12 protein-coding genes are annotated in these 17094 nt (G+C 41.1%); 8 read left to right on the top strand and 4 right to left on the bottom strand.

Annotated features, from left to right (window positions below):
• Positions 1-70 precede the first annotated feature (70 nt).
• The 4 genes from lipA (at position 71) to NWP17_RS13410 (ending at position 4211) form a co-directional block, all read left to right on the top strand.
• Entirely contained in the window at positions 71-958 is an 888-nt protein-coding gene (lipA, locus tag NWP17_RS13425) for a lipoyl synthase (RefSeq protein ID WP_280655455.1), read from the top strand.
• A 25-nt stretch (positions 959-983) separates the two neighbouring features.
• Entirely contained in the window at positions 984-1907 is a 924-nt protein-coding gene (locus tag NWP17_RS13420; protein ID WP_280655454.1) for an NAD(P)H-dependent glycerol-3-phosphate dehydrogenase, read from the top strand.
• 469 nt (positions 1908-2376) lie between these two features.
• Positions 2377-3615, top strand: coding sequence for an RNA polymerase sigma factor SigC (sigC, locus tag NWP17_RS13415; protein ID WP_280655396.1), 1239 nt, complete (start codon positions 2377-2379; stop codon positions 3613-3615).
• 140 nt (positions 3616-3755) lie between these two features.
• Positions 3756-4211 carry a ferric uptake regulation protein gene (locus NWP17_RS13410; protein WP_280655395.1) on the top strand — a complete coding sequence of 152 codons (456 nt, stop codon included), beginning with the start codon at positions 3756-3758 and terminating at the stop codon, positions 4209-4211.
• 27 nt (positions 4212-4238) lie between these two features.
• Here the strand turns inward: NWP17_RS13410 and NWP17_RS13405 are convergent, their stop codons facing one another.
• Complete coding sequence (locus NWP17_RS13405; RefSeq protein ID WP_280655394.1) at positions 4239-5447, bottom strand: peptidoglycan-binding protein; 1209 nt, start codon at positions 5445-5447, stop codon at positions 4239-4241.
• Positions 5448-5465: 18 nt separating this feature from the next.
• Positions 5466-9203 carry a cobaltochelatase subunit CobN gene (gene cobN, locus NWP17_RS13400; RefSeq protein ID WP_280655393.1) on the bottom strand — a complete coding sequence of 1246 codons (3738 nt, stop codon included), beginning with the start codon at positions 9201-9203 and terminating at the stop codon, positions 5466-5468.
• Positions 9204-9496: 293 nt separating this feature from the next.
• On the opposite strand from cobN, the gene NWP17_RS13395 reads away from it, so the two are divergent.
• The gene (locus NWP17_RS13395) at positions 9497-11323 is read left to right on the top strand and encodes a GAF domain-containing sensor histidine kinase (protein WP_280655392.1); all 1827 of its coding nucleotides are present in this window, start codon (positions 9497-9499) and stop codon (positions 11321-11323) included.
• Between the two features lie 193 nt (positions 11324-11516).
• Here NWP17_RS13395 and NWP17_RS13390 read toward each other — a convergent pair whose 3' ends face one another.
• Together NWP17_RS13390 and NWP17_RS13385 are read right to left on the bottom strand one after the other, a co-directional pair.
• Positions 11517-12989, bottom strand: coding sequence for a pentapeptide repeat-containing protein (locus NWP17_RS13390; RefSeq protein ID WP_280655391.1), 1473 nt, complete (start codon positions 12987-12989; stop codon positions 11517-11519).
• A gap of 240 nt (positions 12990-13229) precedes the next feature.
• Positions 13230-13910 (bottom strand): pentapeptide repeat-containing protein, encoded by a 681-nt coding sequence (locus NWP17_RS13385; protein WP_280655390.1) that lies wholly within the window; start codon positions 13908-13910, stop codon positions 13230-13232.
• A 684-nt stretch (positions 13911-14594) separates the two neighbouring features.
• Between NWP17_RS13385 and NWP17_RS13380 the strand changes: the two genes are divergently transcribed.
• The 3 genes from NWP17_RS13380 to NWP17_RS13370 all read left to right on the top strand — a co-directional run bounded on the left by NWP17_RS13380 (position 14595) and on the right by NWP17_RS13370 (position 17064).
• A complete protein-coding gene (locus NWP17_RS13380) occupies positions 14595-14879 on the top strand; it encodes a hypothetical protein (protein WP_280655389.1) in 285 nt (94 codons plus the stop codon).
• A gap of 265 nt (positions 14880-15144) precedes the next feature.
• On the top strand, positions 15145-16332 hold the full coding sequence (locus NWP17_RS13375; RefSeq protein ID WP_280655388.1) for an FAD-dependent oxidoreductase: 1188 nt from the start codon (positions 15145-15147) through the stop codon (positions 16330-16332).
• Positions 16333-16416: 84 nt separating this feature from the next.
• Positions 16417-17064, top strand: coding sequence for a histidine phosphatase family protein (locus NWP17_RS13370; protein ID WP_280655387.1), 648 nt, complete (start codon positions 16417-16419; stop codon positions 17062-17064).
• The last annotated feature ends 30 nt before the right edge of the window (positions 17065-17094 follow it).

The following is a 17094-nucleotide window of genomic DNA, read 5'->3' as shown; positions in this document are numbered from 1 at the left end:
AAATTCATCAACTCACAGGTTTACTTGCTACCATGAGACTTGCATCATATTATCAAAATCAAAGTAAATGGTGAGTGTTAAACCCAAGTGGTTGCGAGTAAAAGCCCCCCAGTGGGAGCGAGTTGGCGCAGTTAAAGAGGTTCTGCGGGATTTGGGACTGAATACAGTTTGTGAGGAAGCCTCTTGTCCTAATATAGGTGAGTGCTTCCAAGCAGGCACTGCTACATTTTTAATTATGGGTCCGGCTTGTACCCGTGCCTGCCCTTACTGTGATATTGACTTTGAAAAAAAACCCCAACCCCTAGACCCCAAAGAACCAACCCGACTGGCGGAAGCTGTGCGCCGGATGAAACTTAATCATGTAGTAATTACATCTGTTAATCGGGATGATTTACCAGATGGTGGTGCTAGTCAGTTTGTCAAGTGTATTGAAGCAGTACGCAGTGTTTCACCCCAAACCACAGTAGAAGTGTTGATTCCTGACTTGTGCGGTAATTGGAATGCTTTAGAAATTATTTTACAAGCCGCCCCAGAAGTACTTAACCATAATACAGAAACTATTGAGCGCTTATATCGTCGGGTGCGTCCCCAAGGCAATTACCAGCGCAGTCTAGAATTACTCAAGCGATCGCGCCAAATTGCTCCCCATGTATACACCAAATCAGGTATAATGGCGGGCTTAGGTGAGACTGACGACGAAATCCGTCAAGTTATGCAAGACCTAAGAAGTGTAGATTGTGATATTTTGACGATTGGGCAGTACCTGCAACCAAGTCAAAAGCACTTACAAGTTAATAACTTTATCACCCCAGAACAGTTTGCCACTTGGCAGGTATTTGGTGAACAAATCGGATTTTTACAAGTTGTTTCTTCACCATTAACTCGCAGTTCCTATCATGCAGAAGAAGTCAGAGCATTAATGGAACGCTACCCCCGCCAGATACCTGATACTATCTGATTGATATTAACCAACTATGATCGCGGTGCAAAAAACTACCATAGCAATTTTGGGTGCAGGGGCTTGGGGTGTAGCTTTAGCCAATTTAGCCACAGCAAATGGTCATCAAGTGCGGTTGTGGTCGCGTCGGGGAGGGCAAACTTTACAAACAGTTTTACAAAATGCCCAAATATTGTTATCAGCCATCTCTATGCAAGGGGTGAGGGAAGTAGCCTCTCAAGTACAATCATTTCCCCTGTCGCCAACCACAATTTTTGTCACGGCTACAAAAGGCTTAGATCCTCAAACTACCTTGACACCCTCCCAAATTTGGCAAACAGCTTTCCCCCATCATCCGGTAGTGGTTTTATCAGGTCCTAATCTATCAAAAGAAATTGAACAATCATTACCAGCAGCAACTGTAGTGGCCAGTCAAAACCAAGCAGCGGCAGAACTTGTGCAGATGGTATTTTCTTCTCCTTGTTTCCGGGTATACACAAATCCCGACCCCATAGGGGTAGAACTAGGGGGGACATTAAAAAATATTATGGCGATCGCTGCTGGTGTTTGTGACGGCTTACATCTAGGCACTAATGCCAAAGCCGCCTTAGTTACCCGTGGACTCACAGAAATAATTCGTATTGGCAGAAGTTGGGGGGCAAATACAGAAACATTTTATGGTTTATCCGGTCTAGGGGACTTGTTAGCAACTTGCAACAGTCCTCTCAGTCGTAACTACCAGGTGGGTTATCAAATGGCTAGTGGTAAAACCCTAACAGAAGTTCTTGCTGACTTACCAGGAACAGCCGAAGGTGTGAACACTTGCCGAGTCTTATTAAGACACGCCCAGCACCACAGTATTACCGTGCCCATCACTGAGCAAGTTTATCGCTTACTGCAAGGAGAAATTACCCCCCGACAAGCATTAGAGGAATTAATGTTACGAGATATCAAGCCGGAGTATAACTAAGTATTAAATCTCAATGAAAGTAATTTATTTTGACATTTTTTCTAAGTAAATATTAGTAAATGAATCACCACAGATGATAACTTGTGATTATTCGCCAATATTCCTGAGAAAAAAATCAGAAATTTTCTGGATATTACTTTTATGCCCTTGTAGATGTGACTATACCAATGATAACCATCATTTTTACAAAGTAGTCATCAATAATGATCAATCTCGTTAAATAATATGAAAATGCTGAGTTAGTAATTTTTCATATAAACCCTAGATATAGATTTGAATAGCTATTGGTTCAATTCTAACGTTAAACCAACAAAACCTGGTATTAGTGTTAGAAAACATCAGTATGTTTTTTTTGAAAACTTTACTGAAAAACTCTACCGTGTTAGTTCATATTGAATCACGGGAACAATAGCAACAGTTAATTATCTGACCGTAATCTATTGTTACCTGGAGCCATTGAGACGACCTTATGTCAGCAACATCTTTTCACACAGATAGCGGTTTGAAAGCCAAAAAGTACCGCCAGGCTTGGGACACAGAATTAACGGTTGATGATGGTGAGTTATCCCTAGATGATATTCAGGAGTTAGAAACAGCTGCCATTGATAGCCCAAACAGTAACCGTAGAAGTACTGATTTAGTACGTTTATATCTTCAGGAAATTGGGCGAGTTCGACTTTTAGGACGAGATGAAGAAGTTGCCGAAGCACAAAAAGTACAGCGATATTTGCGGATGCGGAATATACTAGCCCAAGCCGCAAAGCGAGGTGATGAAATCGTTACCCCATTTTTAAAATTAATTGAAGTTCAAGAGCGTTTAACATCAGAACTAGGACACCGCCCTTCTTTAGAAAGGTGGGCTACTACTGCTGGGGTCAATTTACCGGATCTGAAACCAACCTTAGCTCATGGTAAGCGACGCTGGGCAGAAATTGCCAAGTTAACACTAGAAGAACTAGAGCAAGTACAGAGCCAAGGACTTCAAGCCAAAGCACATATGATTAAAGCCAATTTGCGCTTGGTAGTCTCCATTGCTAAAAAATATCAAAATCGTGGTTTAGAACTATTAGATTTAGTTCAAGAAGGGACTTTGGGTTTAGAAAGAGCAGTAGAAAAATTCGACCCCACTAAAGGATATCGCTTTAGTACTTACGCTTACTGGTGGATTCGTCAGGGAATTACCCGGGCGATCGCTACTTCCAGTCGGACAATTCGCCTACCTGTTCACATAACAGAAAAGCTGAACAAAATTAAAAAAGCTCAACGCAAAATTGCTCAAGAAAAAGGCTACACTCCCACCCTGGAAGACCTAGCAGTTGAGTTAGAAATGACACCAATTCAGGTGCGGGAGGTCTTGCTTAAAGTACCCCGTTCTGTTTCTTTAGACACAAAAGTTGGCAAAGATAAAGATACAGAGTTAGGAGAATTGCTAGAAACTGACAGCGTTAGCCCAGAAGATGTGTTGATGCGAGAATCCTTACAAAAAGATTTGTATCGTTTGTTGTTAGATTTAACCAGCCGCGAACGGGATGTGATTCTCATGCGTTTTGGTTTGTCCGATGGTCATTCTTACTCATTAGCGGAAATTGGTCGCGCTCTTGACTTGTCGAGAGAAAGAGTCCGACAAATTGAATCTAAAGCATTGCAGAAACTCCGCCAGCCCAAACGCCGCAATATGGTCCGCGATTATTTAGAATCTTTAACTTAACCAGGGGATCTCCGGCTAAGTCAGATCATTGCTCAGAAGCCCTGAATTTAATAAATATTCGCAATAAGATATGATTGTTGCAAATTGTCCCCAACATTTGCTATATTCTCAATTAATGAGCTTTGTTGAGAAAAACTAGTATGGCTGTTTACACATCTACTTCACTCAAGGCAGAACTAAACGATCGCGGTTGGCGTTTAACTCCCCAACGAGAAACAATTTTACACATTTTCCAGGAACTTCCGCAAGGTGAACACCTCAGCGCCGAGGATCTTTATCAGCGCTTAGAAAGTGAAGGGGAAGGGATCAGTCTTTCAACCATCTATCGGACCTTGAAACTGATGGCACGTATGGGTATTTTACGGGAGTTAGAATTAGGGGAAGGTCATAAACATTACGAAATTAACCAGCCCTACCCCCATCATCACCACCATCTCATTTGCGTTAAATGTAACGCTACCATTGAATTTAAAAACGATTCTATTTTAAAAATAGGCGCAAAAACTGCTCAAAAAGAGGGGTTTCACCTGCTAGACTGTCAAATGACAATCCATGCAGTATGTCCTAGATGCCAACGGGCACTAATGCCTTTGTAGCAACTGGATAAAACCAAAAAAAAACACCTAAAACTCCCCCCCAACATCACTAATACTGATGCCATAAAACTCCTGAGCCTGGTGAATAGCTTTCTTAGTTTCACCAGTCAGCACACCATTAACACTACCCTGATAAAAACCCTTATTTTGTAATCGCCTTTGAATTTCCATCACCCCCAACTCACCACAAGGAGCAGTATTGATTAAACTATACAATTGAGCAATAGTGGCAGGAGTGGCAATACCACTAACAGGCAAATCATGATCCCCTTGAAACCGACGTACAGCATTAGCAGTATATGCCCCAAAATACCCGTTTACTGTTCCATGCAAATACCCGGCCTGGATCAAATATTTTTGCAGCAACCTAACAGCCTCACCCCGATGGCCAATAGTTAGATAATCATCCTTAACAGTTTCTGTCCCAGAAGTGACTTCCCCACCCACACCCACGGGAGGTAATTTCCTGAGTGTGGCTAAACCAACCACGCCATCAACCTCTAATTGATGAGCTTTTTGGAACCGTTTCACAGCTTCTTCTGTAATAGGTCCGAACACTCCTGTGGCGTTACCAGAGTAAAAACCTGCGACTCTTAGCCGTTCTTGTAAAACCCTCACTTGTTCCCCCTCATCTCCCTTAACAAACGAGTGGGGATTTTGACGTATGGTTTTAGTTACCACAGCAGACACTTTTCCCTCACTGCCAGTTATTGCTTGTGGACTGTTATCTTTAACATGGGCAAAAGGTGTACTGGCTCTGGTGAGTTGGGGAACCTCCAAACCACTACTATTAACAGTGGGAAAAGTTTTTTCAGCTAAAGGAGGCTTAATACTTTGTTGTGTGAGGAGGTTTTCTAATGTTTGCTGTGTTTTTATCCCCACAATGCCATCAATCATTAAACCATGAGCTTTTTGGAAACGTCGGACGGCATTTTCTGTATGAAAATCATATACTCCTGTGATGTCGGCTGGGAAAAAACCCACTTGTCGCAGTTGCGCTTGCAGATGCTTCACAGAAGGTCCCTGATCTCCTCGTTCTAAGGCTGATACGCTGCTGACTGAACCGAAAATAGACAAAGCCAGAACTACAGGCAATATATACTGCCAAGTTCCACCAGAAAAGCTTTTCCAGTCTGGTGCTGTAGTCTTATTCAATAAAGAACTAAAACAAACCGGTTCACCAGAAAAGCTGTTTTCATAAGCATCAGCTAGGTGTAAATAAGCCAAATTATCCATATCTGTTTCCCCAAGCAACTATTTTTCTTCAATAGTAGCCTCAGCCTCATGCACCAGATTTCGCAGAGTTTCTAATGTCTGTGTCTTAACATCTTGCCACAATTTACGCTGGTGTGCTTCCAGTAATTTCTCGGCAATATCACGCATAGCCCAAGGATTTTTATCTTGTATAAACTGGCTAACTACAGGATCTAATAAATAAGCCCGCATTACACCTTCATACATATGGTCTTCCACACATTGAGCGGTTGCATCATAAGCAAACAAAAAATCTACCGTCGCCGCCATCTCAAAAGCTCCTTTATAACCGTGGCGCATCATTCCTTTAATCCATTTAGGATTAACCACACGAGAACGATACACCCTGGCAATTTCTTGTTTTAATGGGCGAACAAGTGGTTGAGCAGGACAGGAATTATCGCCAAAATAAATCTGGGGATTTTTGTTTTGGAGCGATCGCACAGCAGCTGTTAAACCACCTTGAAATTGATAATAATCATCAGAGTCAAGCAGATCATGTTCCCGGTTATCTTGGTTATGTAAAACTACCTGCATTTGTGTTAGGCGTTGCTTAAAAGCTTCAGGAGCAGAAATACCCACTAAATCCCCCGAATCTGTGGGAGAATTAGCGCTAGAGTAGGCGTAGCAACTCCAATTAATGTAAGCACGGGCTAGGTCTTGATCATCCTCCCAGTTTTGGGAAGCCATAAGTCCTTGCAGTCCCGCCCCATAAGCACCAGGTTGAGAACCAAAAACCCGGTATAGCGATCGCATTTTTGCCACATCCTCACTGTCACCCTGGTTCAACCAAAAAATAGTATCTTCTTTAACCCTTGCAGCCAAGGGATTATACTCACAAGATTCCTCCAAAGACCCCACAGCCTCCACAGCTTGCTGAAATAAATCAATTAAATTGCTAAAAGCATCCCTAAAAAAGCCAGAAACTCGCAAAGTAACATCCACCCTAGGGCGACCCAAAAAACTCAAAGGCAAAATTTCAAAATCCACCACCCGTCGGGCTGCACCATCCCACACCGGACGAACCCCCAGCAGGGCTAAAGCTTCAGCAATATCATCACCACCAGTCCGCATGGTAGCAGTCCCCCACAAAGATAAACCCAAAGTTTGGGGATATTCTCCATGTTCTTGGGTGTAGCACTCAATCAGGTTTTCTGCTGCTTTCCTTCCCACATCCCAAGCAGTTTCTGTGGGGATAGCGCGAATGTCAACAGCATAAAAGTTTCTTCCCGTGGGTAGAACTTCCAGTCTTCCCCTTGTAGGTGCGCCTGATGGAGCGCTGGGAATATAATCACCATCAAGCCCGTGGAGTAAATTAGTAATTTCTGCTTCAGTTTGCTGTATAGCCGGGAGGAGTTTGTATTTAACCCAGTCTAGAGACGGAGGGGCTGGGGTGTCGCTGGTGAGGAGTTGTTCTACTAATTGGGCTGCGTGTATTTCTAGGATTTCCACAGCATCCCCCACAGTGCGACAGATGTTTTCAGTTTTGGTAGCTAAAATCTGTTTGTGGTTTTGTGATAGTTGAGTTTTAAAGTCTGTTGTCAAGGGGTCGAAGTCTAAACCCCATTGTGTGGCGAGAGTTTGGGTAATTCCTGCACCATAGCGGTTAGGAAGGCGAGCGATGGCGACAATTAAATCTCGTAATTGTGTTGTTTGGGGAACCTGACCAAAAATATGTAACCCGTCGCGAATTTGTGCTTCTTTTAACTCACAAAGATAGCCGCCGATAAAATTTAAAATCACCGATTCAAATTTTAAAATATCAGCTTCTTGATCAATTCCCAAATCTTGGTAAAGATTTTCTTGGATGACTAATTCACGAATGCGCTCACGAATAGCCGGTAAACGTCCTGGATCTAAACTTTCCGCCTCATAATATTCATCAACTAAGTTTTCTAGTTGTTGTAGAGGTCCATAAAGTTCCGCCCTCGTCATGGGTGGAGTGAGATGATCTATAATCACAGCTTGAGCGCGACGCTTGGCTTGAGACCCTTCCCCGGGGTCATTCACTATAAAAGGGTAAAAATGGGGAATAGCTCCCAGAGCTATTTCCGGATAACAAGTATTAGACAAAGCCACACTTTTACCCGGTAGCCATTCTAAATTACCATGCTTACCTACGTGAACAACAGCATGGGCATGAAAACATTTTTTCACCCAATAATAAAAAGCCAAATAATTATGAGTGGGAACCAAATCTGGCGCATGGTAGTTTAAGCTTGGGTCAGTTTCATAACCCCGTGGTGGTTGAATGCCAACAAAAATATTGCCGATTTGAATACCAGGTATGGGAAAATCATGATCCATATTTTCTGCCTCAGTACCCCATGTGGCGGTGATTTGTTGCTGTACTTCTGGGGGTAGGGTGGCAAAATATTCTTGATACTCAGCTTTTGTCAAGCTTTGTAGCACTGGGCGATTTTCTTTACTTTCTGGGTCATTGGTAATACTGGTTGTTAGGCGGTGGATTAGTTCATCTGCACTTTGGGGAGGATTGTCTATTTTATACCCTGCTCTATGTAGTGCTTTGATGATTTCTATACAACTAGCTGGGGTGTCTAATCCTACTCCATTGGCTAATCTACTATTATTATTGGGGTAGTTGGCTAATATTAAGGCTACCCGGCGCTGTTGGGGAGTTTGGGAGCGTAAATTTACCCAATTTATCGCTAAATCTGCTACAAATTCAACGCGATCGCTCTGGGGTTCATAAACCACCACATCAGTTTCTAAGTCAGCATTGCGAGTTTGTATAGCCTTAAAGGAAACGGCGCGAGTAATAATCCGCCCGTCTACCTCCGGTAGTGCTACATTCATAGCCATATCTCGCGGGGTAAGCCCTTGTGATTGTAACTGCCACTGGTCTATACTACTGCCACAGAGAATAACTTGTAGAACTGGGACATTTAACCCTTCCCACAATTCAACCTGGGGTGCTTCTGTTTCTAACCTGGCCAGAGAAAAGCTAGTGGTATTGAGTAAAACTCCGATTTGCTGAGAATTAGCCGGTTGGAAAATTTCTCTTATTTGTTTTTGTACTTCCGCATCTCGCAAGGAAGAAACAAACACTGGTAATGGTTGTAAATTACGCTGTAGCAGCGCTGTACATAAAGCATCAATTACTTTAGTATTCCCTGCAAGATAATGAGCGCGGTAAAAAAGTATGCCTACCTTGGGCTGTGGTCCAGTGGGTTCCTTACCATACAAACCAACCCTGGGAACCGGTTGGGGTAGTGGGGGTTGAAAGGAAGTATGAAAACAAGTGTCTGAGATAAACTCAAAAGAGTTAACAATATTTTGTACTCCCCCCTCACGGAAATAATGTATTACTTGTTCAACAGCAATTAAAGGTACATTAGACAGAGAAATTAAATCAGCATCAAAACCATCGTCCCCAGGCATTACAATAAAACTTGTACCCTGACGTTTAACTATTTCTTGCACCACCTCCAAACCATAAGCCCAATAAGAACGCCCTCCCAACAAGCGCAAAATAATTACTTGAGCAAATTCTAAAACCTCTTCTGCGTAGGAATCTATGCTCATTTGTTGCTGTAATTGCAACAAGCTGGCCACCCTGATGGCGGGAAAGTTTTTCGGTAAATGGGGACGGGCTGCTGCTAAGGTTTGAATGTCTGTGTCAGCTGCTGTGATAAATACTATGGGCGCGGGAGTCTGTTCTAAAAAAACTAATTTTTCTGATGTCCATCCGCCTGGTGTGGCACTAATCCGGTGCATAATTTTATCTTACTGCTTTAAACTATTGATTGATGAGTGGGGATCAAACTTGAATCACTGATTTGTTTACAAGTTCATAAAGTACCCTTTTTTCTGCTGTTCTATGTGCCATATCCAACATCCAGGTTGATTTGCTTGTTTTATTGGCAAATCGTGATTTTTCCTATTCAGGTTCAGATCAGCAGACTTAACCCCCCATGAACTCCGATTAATCCGGATGTTTAATTTGATTTGGTTTGCTTTCATCTTGATAACCCCTAACTGAACTGTAGTGCTTTTTTACCAGACCTAAAATGCTTAGTTCTCCTGATTTGAGTTTTTGTGGAAATGTGTCTTTTGTTGTTTTTAATCAGCTTGGCGAGTTATTACAGCAAATGGCTCAAGTTGTGGGAACAGCCGCATTAGTCCTGACGGAGGCTGTGTTAGCAAAAACTCATACACCCCAGGAGTGGGAAACTCAAAAATTTACCCTAGTGATCTCTGAGCAGTTTAGCGCACTTTTGCTGGGTCGCGAAGAGGATTACGGGGGACTTGATACTAGTTTGACTTTTAATTCTGAGGCGATCGCTGTGTTTGTGTCCCAAATGCAGGATTTATTTGCCAGTGATTCTGATAGTCATCAACATCTAGAACGCTATGCCAAAACCATCAAACCCAATGATGCCCACATCCAAACACAATTTACAGTTTTATTATTAGAGCATTTTATCCCCCAGTCAAGGGAAGGAAAGAAAGAACCCCCAGATAACAGTCAGACTCTGGAAAAGGTTTTAAAAAACAGAATCCAGCGCGAGCATTTATTAAATCAAGTAACCACTCAGATCCGCAAGAGCCTAGATTTACCAGTCATCATGGCTACAGCTATTGACTTAGTGCGGGAATTTTTGCAAATAGATAGATTAGTAATATATAAAATTGAAACTCCTAAAACTCAGGAATCTTCCGTAGTAGGTTCTGTTGTCTACGGAGCTTGTTCTCAAGATACCATCCCTGATAGCTCCTTGTATTACCAGGAAGAAAGCTGCTTAGACAGAAACTCTCCTGATTGGCAAAAATATCAGCAAGGCTTTACCTTAGTAGTCGATGATGTAGAAAAAACTTATGCCCTAGAAGAACATTTATTAAGATTTTTACAGCAAAACCAAATAGCAGCCAAAATAGTAACACCCATTATCTTTGAAAAAAAACTGTGGGGGCTACTGATTGCTCATCAATATTATACCCCTAGAACTTGGACCGAAAATGAGAAAACCTTACTCATGGCCATCGCCGAACAACTAGCAATAGCAATTCATCAATCTGAGTTGACAGACTCTCTCCAAGATGCTACCCGCACCCTGACCCAAGAAAAACGCAGCCTAGAACAATTAGTAATTTCTCGGACAATGGCTTTACGAGAAGCCTTAATTGCAGCCGAAGCCGCAAGCCGTCTGAGAAATGAATTTTTAGCGACTATTAGCCATGAGTTGCTCACTCCCTTAACTTATGTAATTGGGATGTCTTCTACCTTGTTACGTTGGCCTTTAGGAGAGTTAAGTCAACGCCAACGGGATTATCTGCAAACCATCCATGATAGTGGAGAACATTTATTAGAACTGATTAACGACATTTTGGATTTGTCCCAAATTGAAGCAGGGAAAACCGTACTCAACATTACAGAATTTTCCCTCACAGAGATTGCACATAACGCCTTACATTCATTGTCAAACAAAGCCGCCAACCAACAAATTAATCTGCAATTAGACTTACAAATTACTCCCCAGGGCGATCGCTTTACCGCCGATGCAGAACGAATAGAACAAATCCTGTGGAACTTATTAACCAACGCCATCAAATTTACCCCAGAAAGTGGCAACGTTACATTACGTGTGTGGGTAGAAAATAACACCGCCATTTTTCAAGTTGAAGACACAGGAATTGGCATTCCCAAAGATAAATTACCACTGCTCTTTGAGAAATTTCAGCAACTCGATACACCACTACGTCGCCGCTACGAAGGAACTGGACTCGGTTTAGCCTTAACTAAACAACTTGTAGAACTTCATCGCGGTCGAATTGAAGTAGAATCAACTGTGGCTACTGGTTCAATTTTCACTGTCTGGATACCAGACCAAACCTGATATTACTTCTGTAGTATCGGCATACCATGGCTAGCGTAGCCAATTTTGCTAAAATTCGCTATCAGTTTTTATATATACAGTGCTATGAGTAATAGTTGAAACTTGTAGTGCGGGTATCTGGTTTCCTGTTCAATATCAGAGTCTTAAAATGGCTAAGATGCACCCAAATAATAGTGATTAATGGTGCTATTAATTATCCAGATTCCCGCCAATCTGCTGGAGTTTCTAAGTAATCAGGTAAACGTGTTGTACCATCGCCCACCGCCATAGTAATTTGTTGTAAGTGGACATTTTTTGCCCCTGTCAAAATTGCCCCTTCTAGTTTCACCTCACAAAAGTTAGTATCCGATAGGTTAGCTCCCATCAGGTTAGTTCCCGAAAGGTTCGCTTGAAAAAAACTAGCCTGATTCAAGTCTGACCCCATCAAATTTGCCCTCTCTAAATCCGCCTCAGCAAAACTGGCTTCGGTGAGGTTAGCAAAAAAGATTTCTGCTTGCTGTAGTTTAGCAGCATTGAGATTAGCGCCGTTCAGGTTAGCACCATTGAGATTAGCACCAGACAAATTAGCTCCAATTAAACCTGCAAATTGCAGATTAGCTTTACCCAGTTTTGCCCATTGCAAATTAGCTAAAAACAATTTAGCTCCAGAGAGGTTAGCAACTCTCAATGTAGTCTGTTGCAAATTGGCTTTATACAAGTTCGCCCCACAGAGGTTAGCAGCACGCAGACTTGCCCCCAACAGGTTCGCTCCTCGTAAATTTGCCCCAGAAAGGTTGGCTTGGTTGAGATTGCTCCAACAGATATTGGCTCGATTCAGACTCGCTTTTTCCAGCTTGGCTGCATAAAGAATACAGCCAGCCAATTGAGCGCCATCAAAATTGGCTTCACCAAGATGAGAGCCTCGCAGGTTTGCTCCTGAAAGATTAGACCCACGCAAATCCGCTCTTTCTAAGTTGGCTTCCAGCAATTCCGCTCGCCGGATATCAATATTACGTAAATTCAGTTTTTGGTTTTGATCTTCTACCAGAGAATTACGCCTACCAATCACAGTCAAGGCTGCTTGAATATCTCGACGAATTTTGGGTAATACTTCCGTGTTGTTCGGTTCCTCCTTTTGTGGACGACGCTCGCCGTTTTTGTATCTACCTAGGTAGATTGGCTGTAAGCGTTCTTTGATTTTTCGCTCTTCCTCGGTTTGAATAGGAGCATTTTCCCGGACAAAAGCAGTGAGGATTTCCATAATTGTCCAGTGTTCTTCCGGGAAATTCTGGGCAATTCTTTCTAAAACATAAATTGCCGCAGTTCTGCTTTCTGTTGTTTCATGGCCAAGCTGATTAATGGCTGCCATCAGGCGTTCCACAACCAACTTGTCTTGATTAACCCGGGAATTTTGAATGCTAATTTCGTTACTTTTTTCAGCCGCGATCGCGTTTTTGTGCATAGCCTCTGCACGCTTGGCTGCATAGTAGGCATTAATCAACACTGCCAGTCCTAGAAAAACTATACCAGTGGTTGTTAACACTTGATTTCTATATTCTATGCGTTGTTCAACGGTCAATTCCTCCCGGTAAGATGATACAAAAACAATTAGCGTCAGTGACAGTACGAATATCACTGTTATAGTTATTAGCCAACGCCAGAGTTTGTCTGTTTTATAAGCAGACATAGCAGTAATATTCCTCTCTACATAGAATTATTACTTAGATATATGAGATAATAGTATATCATTTAGCTGAAAATTTGAATATCCCCTACACCATTTTTTTTAACAATCTACCCAAAGACTGAATTAATAGCATTTTTTTTCAATTCATAGCATTAAATATAACATAAAAGAATCAGATATTGAAAACTCTGTTAGAGTTTTTGTACCTTGTCCAGAAACATTCCATAATATAGGTTATAATCATAACTTCGCTTCCCGGAGATTTGCCCCGTCAAGTGTGGCATCATTGAGACTAGCCCCTTGTAGAGTGGCTAGATATAAGTTAGCACGCTGCAAGTTAGCACCAGTTAAGTTAGCCCCAGCTAAGTTAGCAGCACACAGAATTGCTTCACACAGGTTAGCCCCAGCTAAGTTAGCACCACAAAGGTTAGCCGCACTGAGAATTACCCCAGACAAGTTAGCCCCAGTCAAATTAGCTCCTGAGAGGTTAACTTGATAAAGATTTGTCAATGGGAAATTAGCCCCGGCCAAATTAGCCCCTCTTATATCTGTATAGCTTAAATCTAGTTGTTCCTCGTCTTGACTGCTATCTCTTCTACCAATTACCGTTAGGGCTGCTTGAATATCCGTAGGAATTTCACCAGTCACGTAACCAGTATGATTTTGCACAAAATGAGTGAGAATAACCATGACTTGCCAATGGTATTGGGAATATTTTTGATAAAATTGCTCTAAATCATAAATTATTTTCACTTTATGCTCTAATTTTTCATTATTTAGGTCTTGTATCAGTCTGAGTAAATAATTTTGCACTGTATCAATTGTATTGTTTTTTTCTGTAAAAGATATCCAGTCAATAATTTTTTTTAATGAAATTTGACCATTAATTAACTGCTGTTTTATTGTCTGATTTATATTCATTGCTTATTGTTGTTGCACCTTCGACTAGGCTTGGGGTAAATCATTGGTCATCTTTATTTTTAGTATACTTTTCCAGAGTTTTGTCCGTTGCTATATAAAGATATGATTTAGTTTAGGACTTGCTAAAAAGATAGAATTGACTGTCACTTCATGTCGGGATTTAATTCAAAAAAAATACATTAAGAATAGGTATTAGAGCGAATTTTAACCAACTGACGTACATCCTTAGCGAGCAAGATACAGGCAATACAAGACTTATATTATGGTTCTTGCGTATATTTTATGGTAATCGAGGATTGATAACAACAAAACCCTTACGGGGTAAGGGTCATAAACAATTATGCCCAATATTTTCAATGAAATGCCCACATAATAAGGCTTTCAATGATTTTGAACTGGGCTCTCCATAAGAAGTACCGAAGAACCTATATTATTTACATTTGTATCTCACGTGTTTAAGAAGTGCTATATGATTGTGTGCTGGGTTTAAGGATCAAATACATATCTTAAATAGTATGTCAAGTCATTCAATATACATATAAGTAATTTCAATTGATTGGGGAAAAGAATAAATAAATACTAATCATTCAAGTATTGTACTAAGTAATTTATTAGCTTATAATTGCTAATAGGTTGATATTCAAATCAACAGAAGTAGTTAATACATAAGAGAATATAACTCTCATGAACACAAAAAGTGATGCTCTCCTTAGAATCAAGGAACACCAAGATGCTATCTTGAAAGAATTTGAAGAAATGAGCCCAACGGAACTAGAGGAACTATATGGAACTAAAGGGAGTTCAAACAAACCACCAACTGCCCAACCACCACAACAACCTAAACCTGAAAACAGGGTTTCGCCAGGTTTCAATGCACCACTACCGCCTATGGCGTGGATTACTGACCCAAATGCAAACGTAGACAAAGATGTTTATTACTGGAATGGTAAAATGTGGATACTGGGATAAAGTTAATCCTAGTGACTGAAGGGATGACGACTTTGTTAACCTAAGCCAACATTATAGAAAAAGAATATGTGTTTTTCAGAGATAAAACATAGGTTTATCTCTGATCTTCTATTGTTTATATTTTCGGTAGAAATCATAATATTTAGTGCAAAATTCTTTTCAACTATCAGCGAAAGCTAAAAGCGCTGTAGATTACTGAACTGTGGCATTGATTCATCACCTGTTAACATGATTAAAATAACTATAAACCGCAAACATTGAATCAATGCCAAAAAATATACAGCCTATCAATAAAAATTTAGTATTAGTTGGCGGTGGACATAGCCACGCTATTGTATTAAAAATGTTCGGCATAAATCCCTTACCCGGACTACATTTAACCTTAATTACTCCAGCCCCAAATACACCCTATTCCGGAATGCTACCGGGACATATTGCCGGATTTTATAGACATGATCAATGTCACATAGATTTACAAAAACTGGCTAACTTTGCCCAAGCACAGTTATATATTGATAGGGCAGTGGGACTAGACTTAAAAAACCACCAAGTCATTTGTGCTAACCGCCCTCCTGTCAACTTTGATATTTTATCTATTGATATTGGTAGCACTCCAGCCACTATATCTGTCCCAGGTGCTAGAGAATATGCCATTACCGCTAAACCAGTGTCAAAATTATTAGAACATTGGTATGAAATACTCAACAGTGTAGGCAAAAATCCCCCACAATCTCTGAGTATAGCCGTTGTGGGTGGTGGTGCGGGTGGCGTGGAATTAGCACTGTCTATGCAAACTCATTTACATCAAATTTGGACACAGAACCAGCAACCAATTGAAAATTTAAAAATTCATTTATTCCACCGTCACCAGCACATTTTGCATACTTATCATCAATCAGTACAACGTAGAGTTGAGCAAATTTTAATTAAACGTGGTGTTAACTTGCACCTAGGCGAAACAGTCTGCCAAATCGCACCCCAGCACAACAGAGAAACAGAAAAAATATGGCAAATTCAATGTAAATCTGGGTTATTAATCAACAGCCAGAAAGTTTTTTGGGTAACACAAGCATCTGCGCCATCATGGTTAAAAACTACAGGATTGGGTACTGATGAGCAAGGTTTTATTTTAGTAGAAGATACATTACAATCTCAAACTCACCCACAAGTATTTGCTGCGGGTGACATTGCCACTATGGTAAATCATCCCCGCCCTAAAGCTGGGGTGTTTGCTGTGCGCCAAGGTAAACCATTGTATGAAAACTTACACAGGATTTTATCAGGCAAAAAACCTCACCCCTATAAACCACAGCAGCAATATCTAAGTTTAATTGGTACTGGGGACAAACGGGCGATCGCCACTAGAGGTGTTTTCACATCACCACCTCATCAATTGTGGTGGTGCTGGAAAGATTACATTGACCGCCGATTTATGCGAAGTTTTTGTTTGTGACTTATTACAGCGAACTTTGCCCAAGAATAGTTTACAAACATACACAGAAAAACTTATCTTAAGTTGAGTATATGAAATTATCTCATGAATCAAATAGTTTGGCTCGCCAGACACGCTAACCGCCTTGATTTCGTCAACCCTGACTGGTTTCTCACCGCCCAAAGACGCTATGACCCACCACTTTCTGATGATGGTGTAGTACAAACACATTTGCTAGCAAAACGCTTACAAACAGAAAAAATTGCTCACATTTTCGCCTCTCCATTTTTGCGAACTGTACAAACCGCCAACGCAGTTGCAGAAATTTTAGATTTAACCATTAAACTAGAAACGGGTTTAAGCGAGTGGCTCAATCCCCACTGGATGACAGCACCACCAGAAACAGTCCCTATTCCTGCGTTAGCAGAATTATTTCCCAGAATTGATACTACCTATCAACCGCGGATCCCAGCCCAATATCCAGAAACTGAAGCCAAAGTACAGCAACGTTCCAGGCAGACTGTTATGTGCTTGACCCAAGAATACTATCCCCAAAATATTTTACTGGTAGGACATAGTGCATCTGTACTAGGTGCAGCCATAGGGCTAGTGGGAGACATTGCCAAAACAGAAGTTAAAACTTATTTATGTTCCTTAGTTAAAATTGTGCGCCAAGATCAAGAATGGTTGCTAGAACTAAAGGGAGATACCGCTCATTTAACTGCAAGACAAGAAGTAATTGATTATGCTTAAATCCTAATGGGGATTTGGCATCATTCTAGA

This window comes from Chrysosporum bergii ANA360D (genome assembly GCF_029891735.1).
Classification (GTDB): domain Bacteria; phylum Cyanobacteriota; class Cyanobacteriia; order Cyanobacteriales; family Nostocaceae; genus Umezakia; species Umezakia bergii.
This window is presented reverse-complemented; position numbering and strand designations above follow the sequence as displayed.

What these genes read in the sequence shown, in the direction of transcription:
- NWP17_RS13380 (WP_280655389.1), top strand. Translation starts at nt 14,595, where the DNA reads ATGAACACAAAAAGTGATGCTCTCCTTAGAATCAAGGAACACCAAGAT.
- NWP17_RS13375 (WP_280655388.1), top strand. Translation starts at nt 15,145, where the DNA reads ATGCCAAAAAATATACAGCCTATCAATAAAAATTTAGTATTAGTTGGC.
- sigC (WP_280655396.1), top strand. Translation starts at nt 2,377, where the DNA reads ATGTCAGCAACATCTTTTCACACAGATAGCGGTTTGAAAGCCAAAAAG.
- NWP17_RS13405 (WP_280655394.1), bottom strand. Translation starts at nt 5,447, where the DNA reads ATGGATAATTTGGCTTATTTACACCTAGCTGATGCTTATGAAAACAGC.
- NWP17_RS13385 (WP_280655390.1), bottom strand. Translation starts at nt 13,910, where the DNA reads ATGAATATAAATCAGACAATAAAACAGCAGTTAATTAATGGTCAAATT.
- NWP17_RS13370 (WP_280655387.1), top strand. Translation starts at nt 16,417, where the DNA reads ATGAATCAAATAGTTTGGCTCGCCAGACACGCTAACCGCCTTGATTTC.
- NWP17_RS13395 (WP_280655392.1), top strand. Translation starts at nt 9,497, where the DNA reads ATGCTTAGTTCTCCTGATTTGAGTTTTTGTGGAAATGTGTCTTTTGTT.
- cobN (WP_280655393.1), bottom strand. Translation starts at nt 9,203, where the DNA reads ATGCACCGGATTAGTGCCACACCAGGCGGATGGACATCAGAAAAATTA.
- NWP17_RS13390 (WP_280655391.1), bottom strand. Translation starts at nt 12,989, where the DNA reads ATGTCTGCTTATAAAACAGACAAACTCTGGCGTTGGCTAATAACTATA.
- NWP17_RS13410 (WP_280655395.1), top strand. Translation starts at nt 3,756, where the DNA reads ATGGCTGTTTACACATCTACTTCACTCAAGGCAGAACTAAACGATCGC.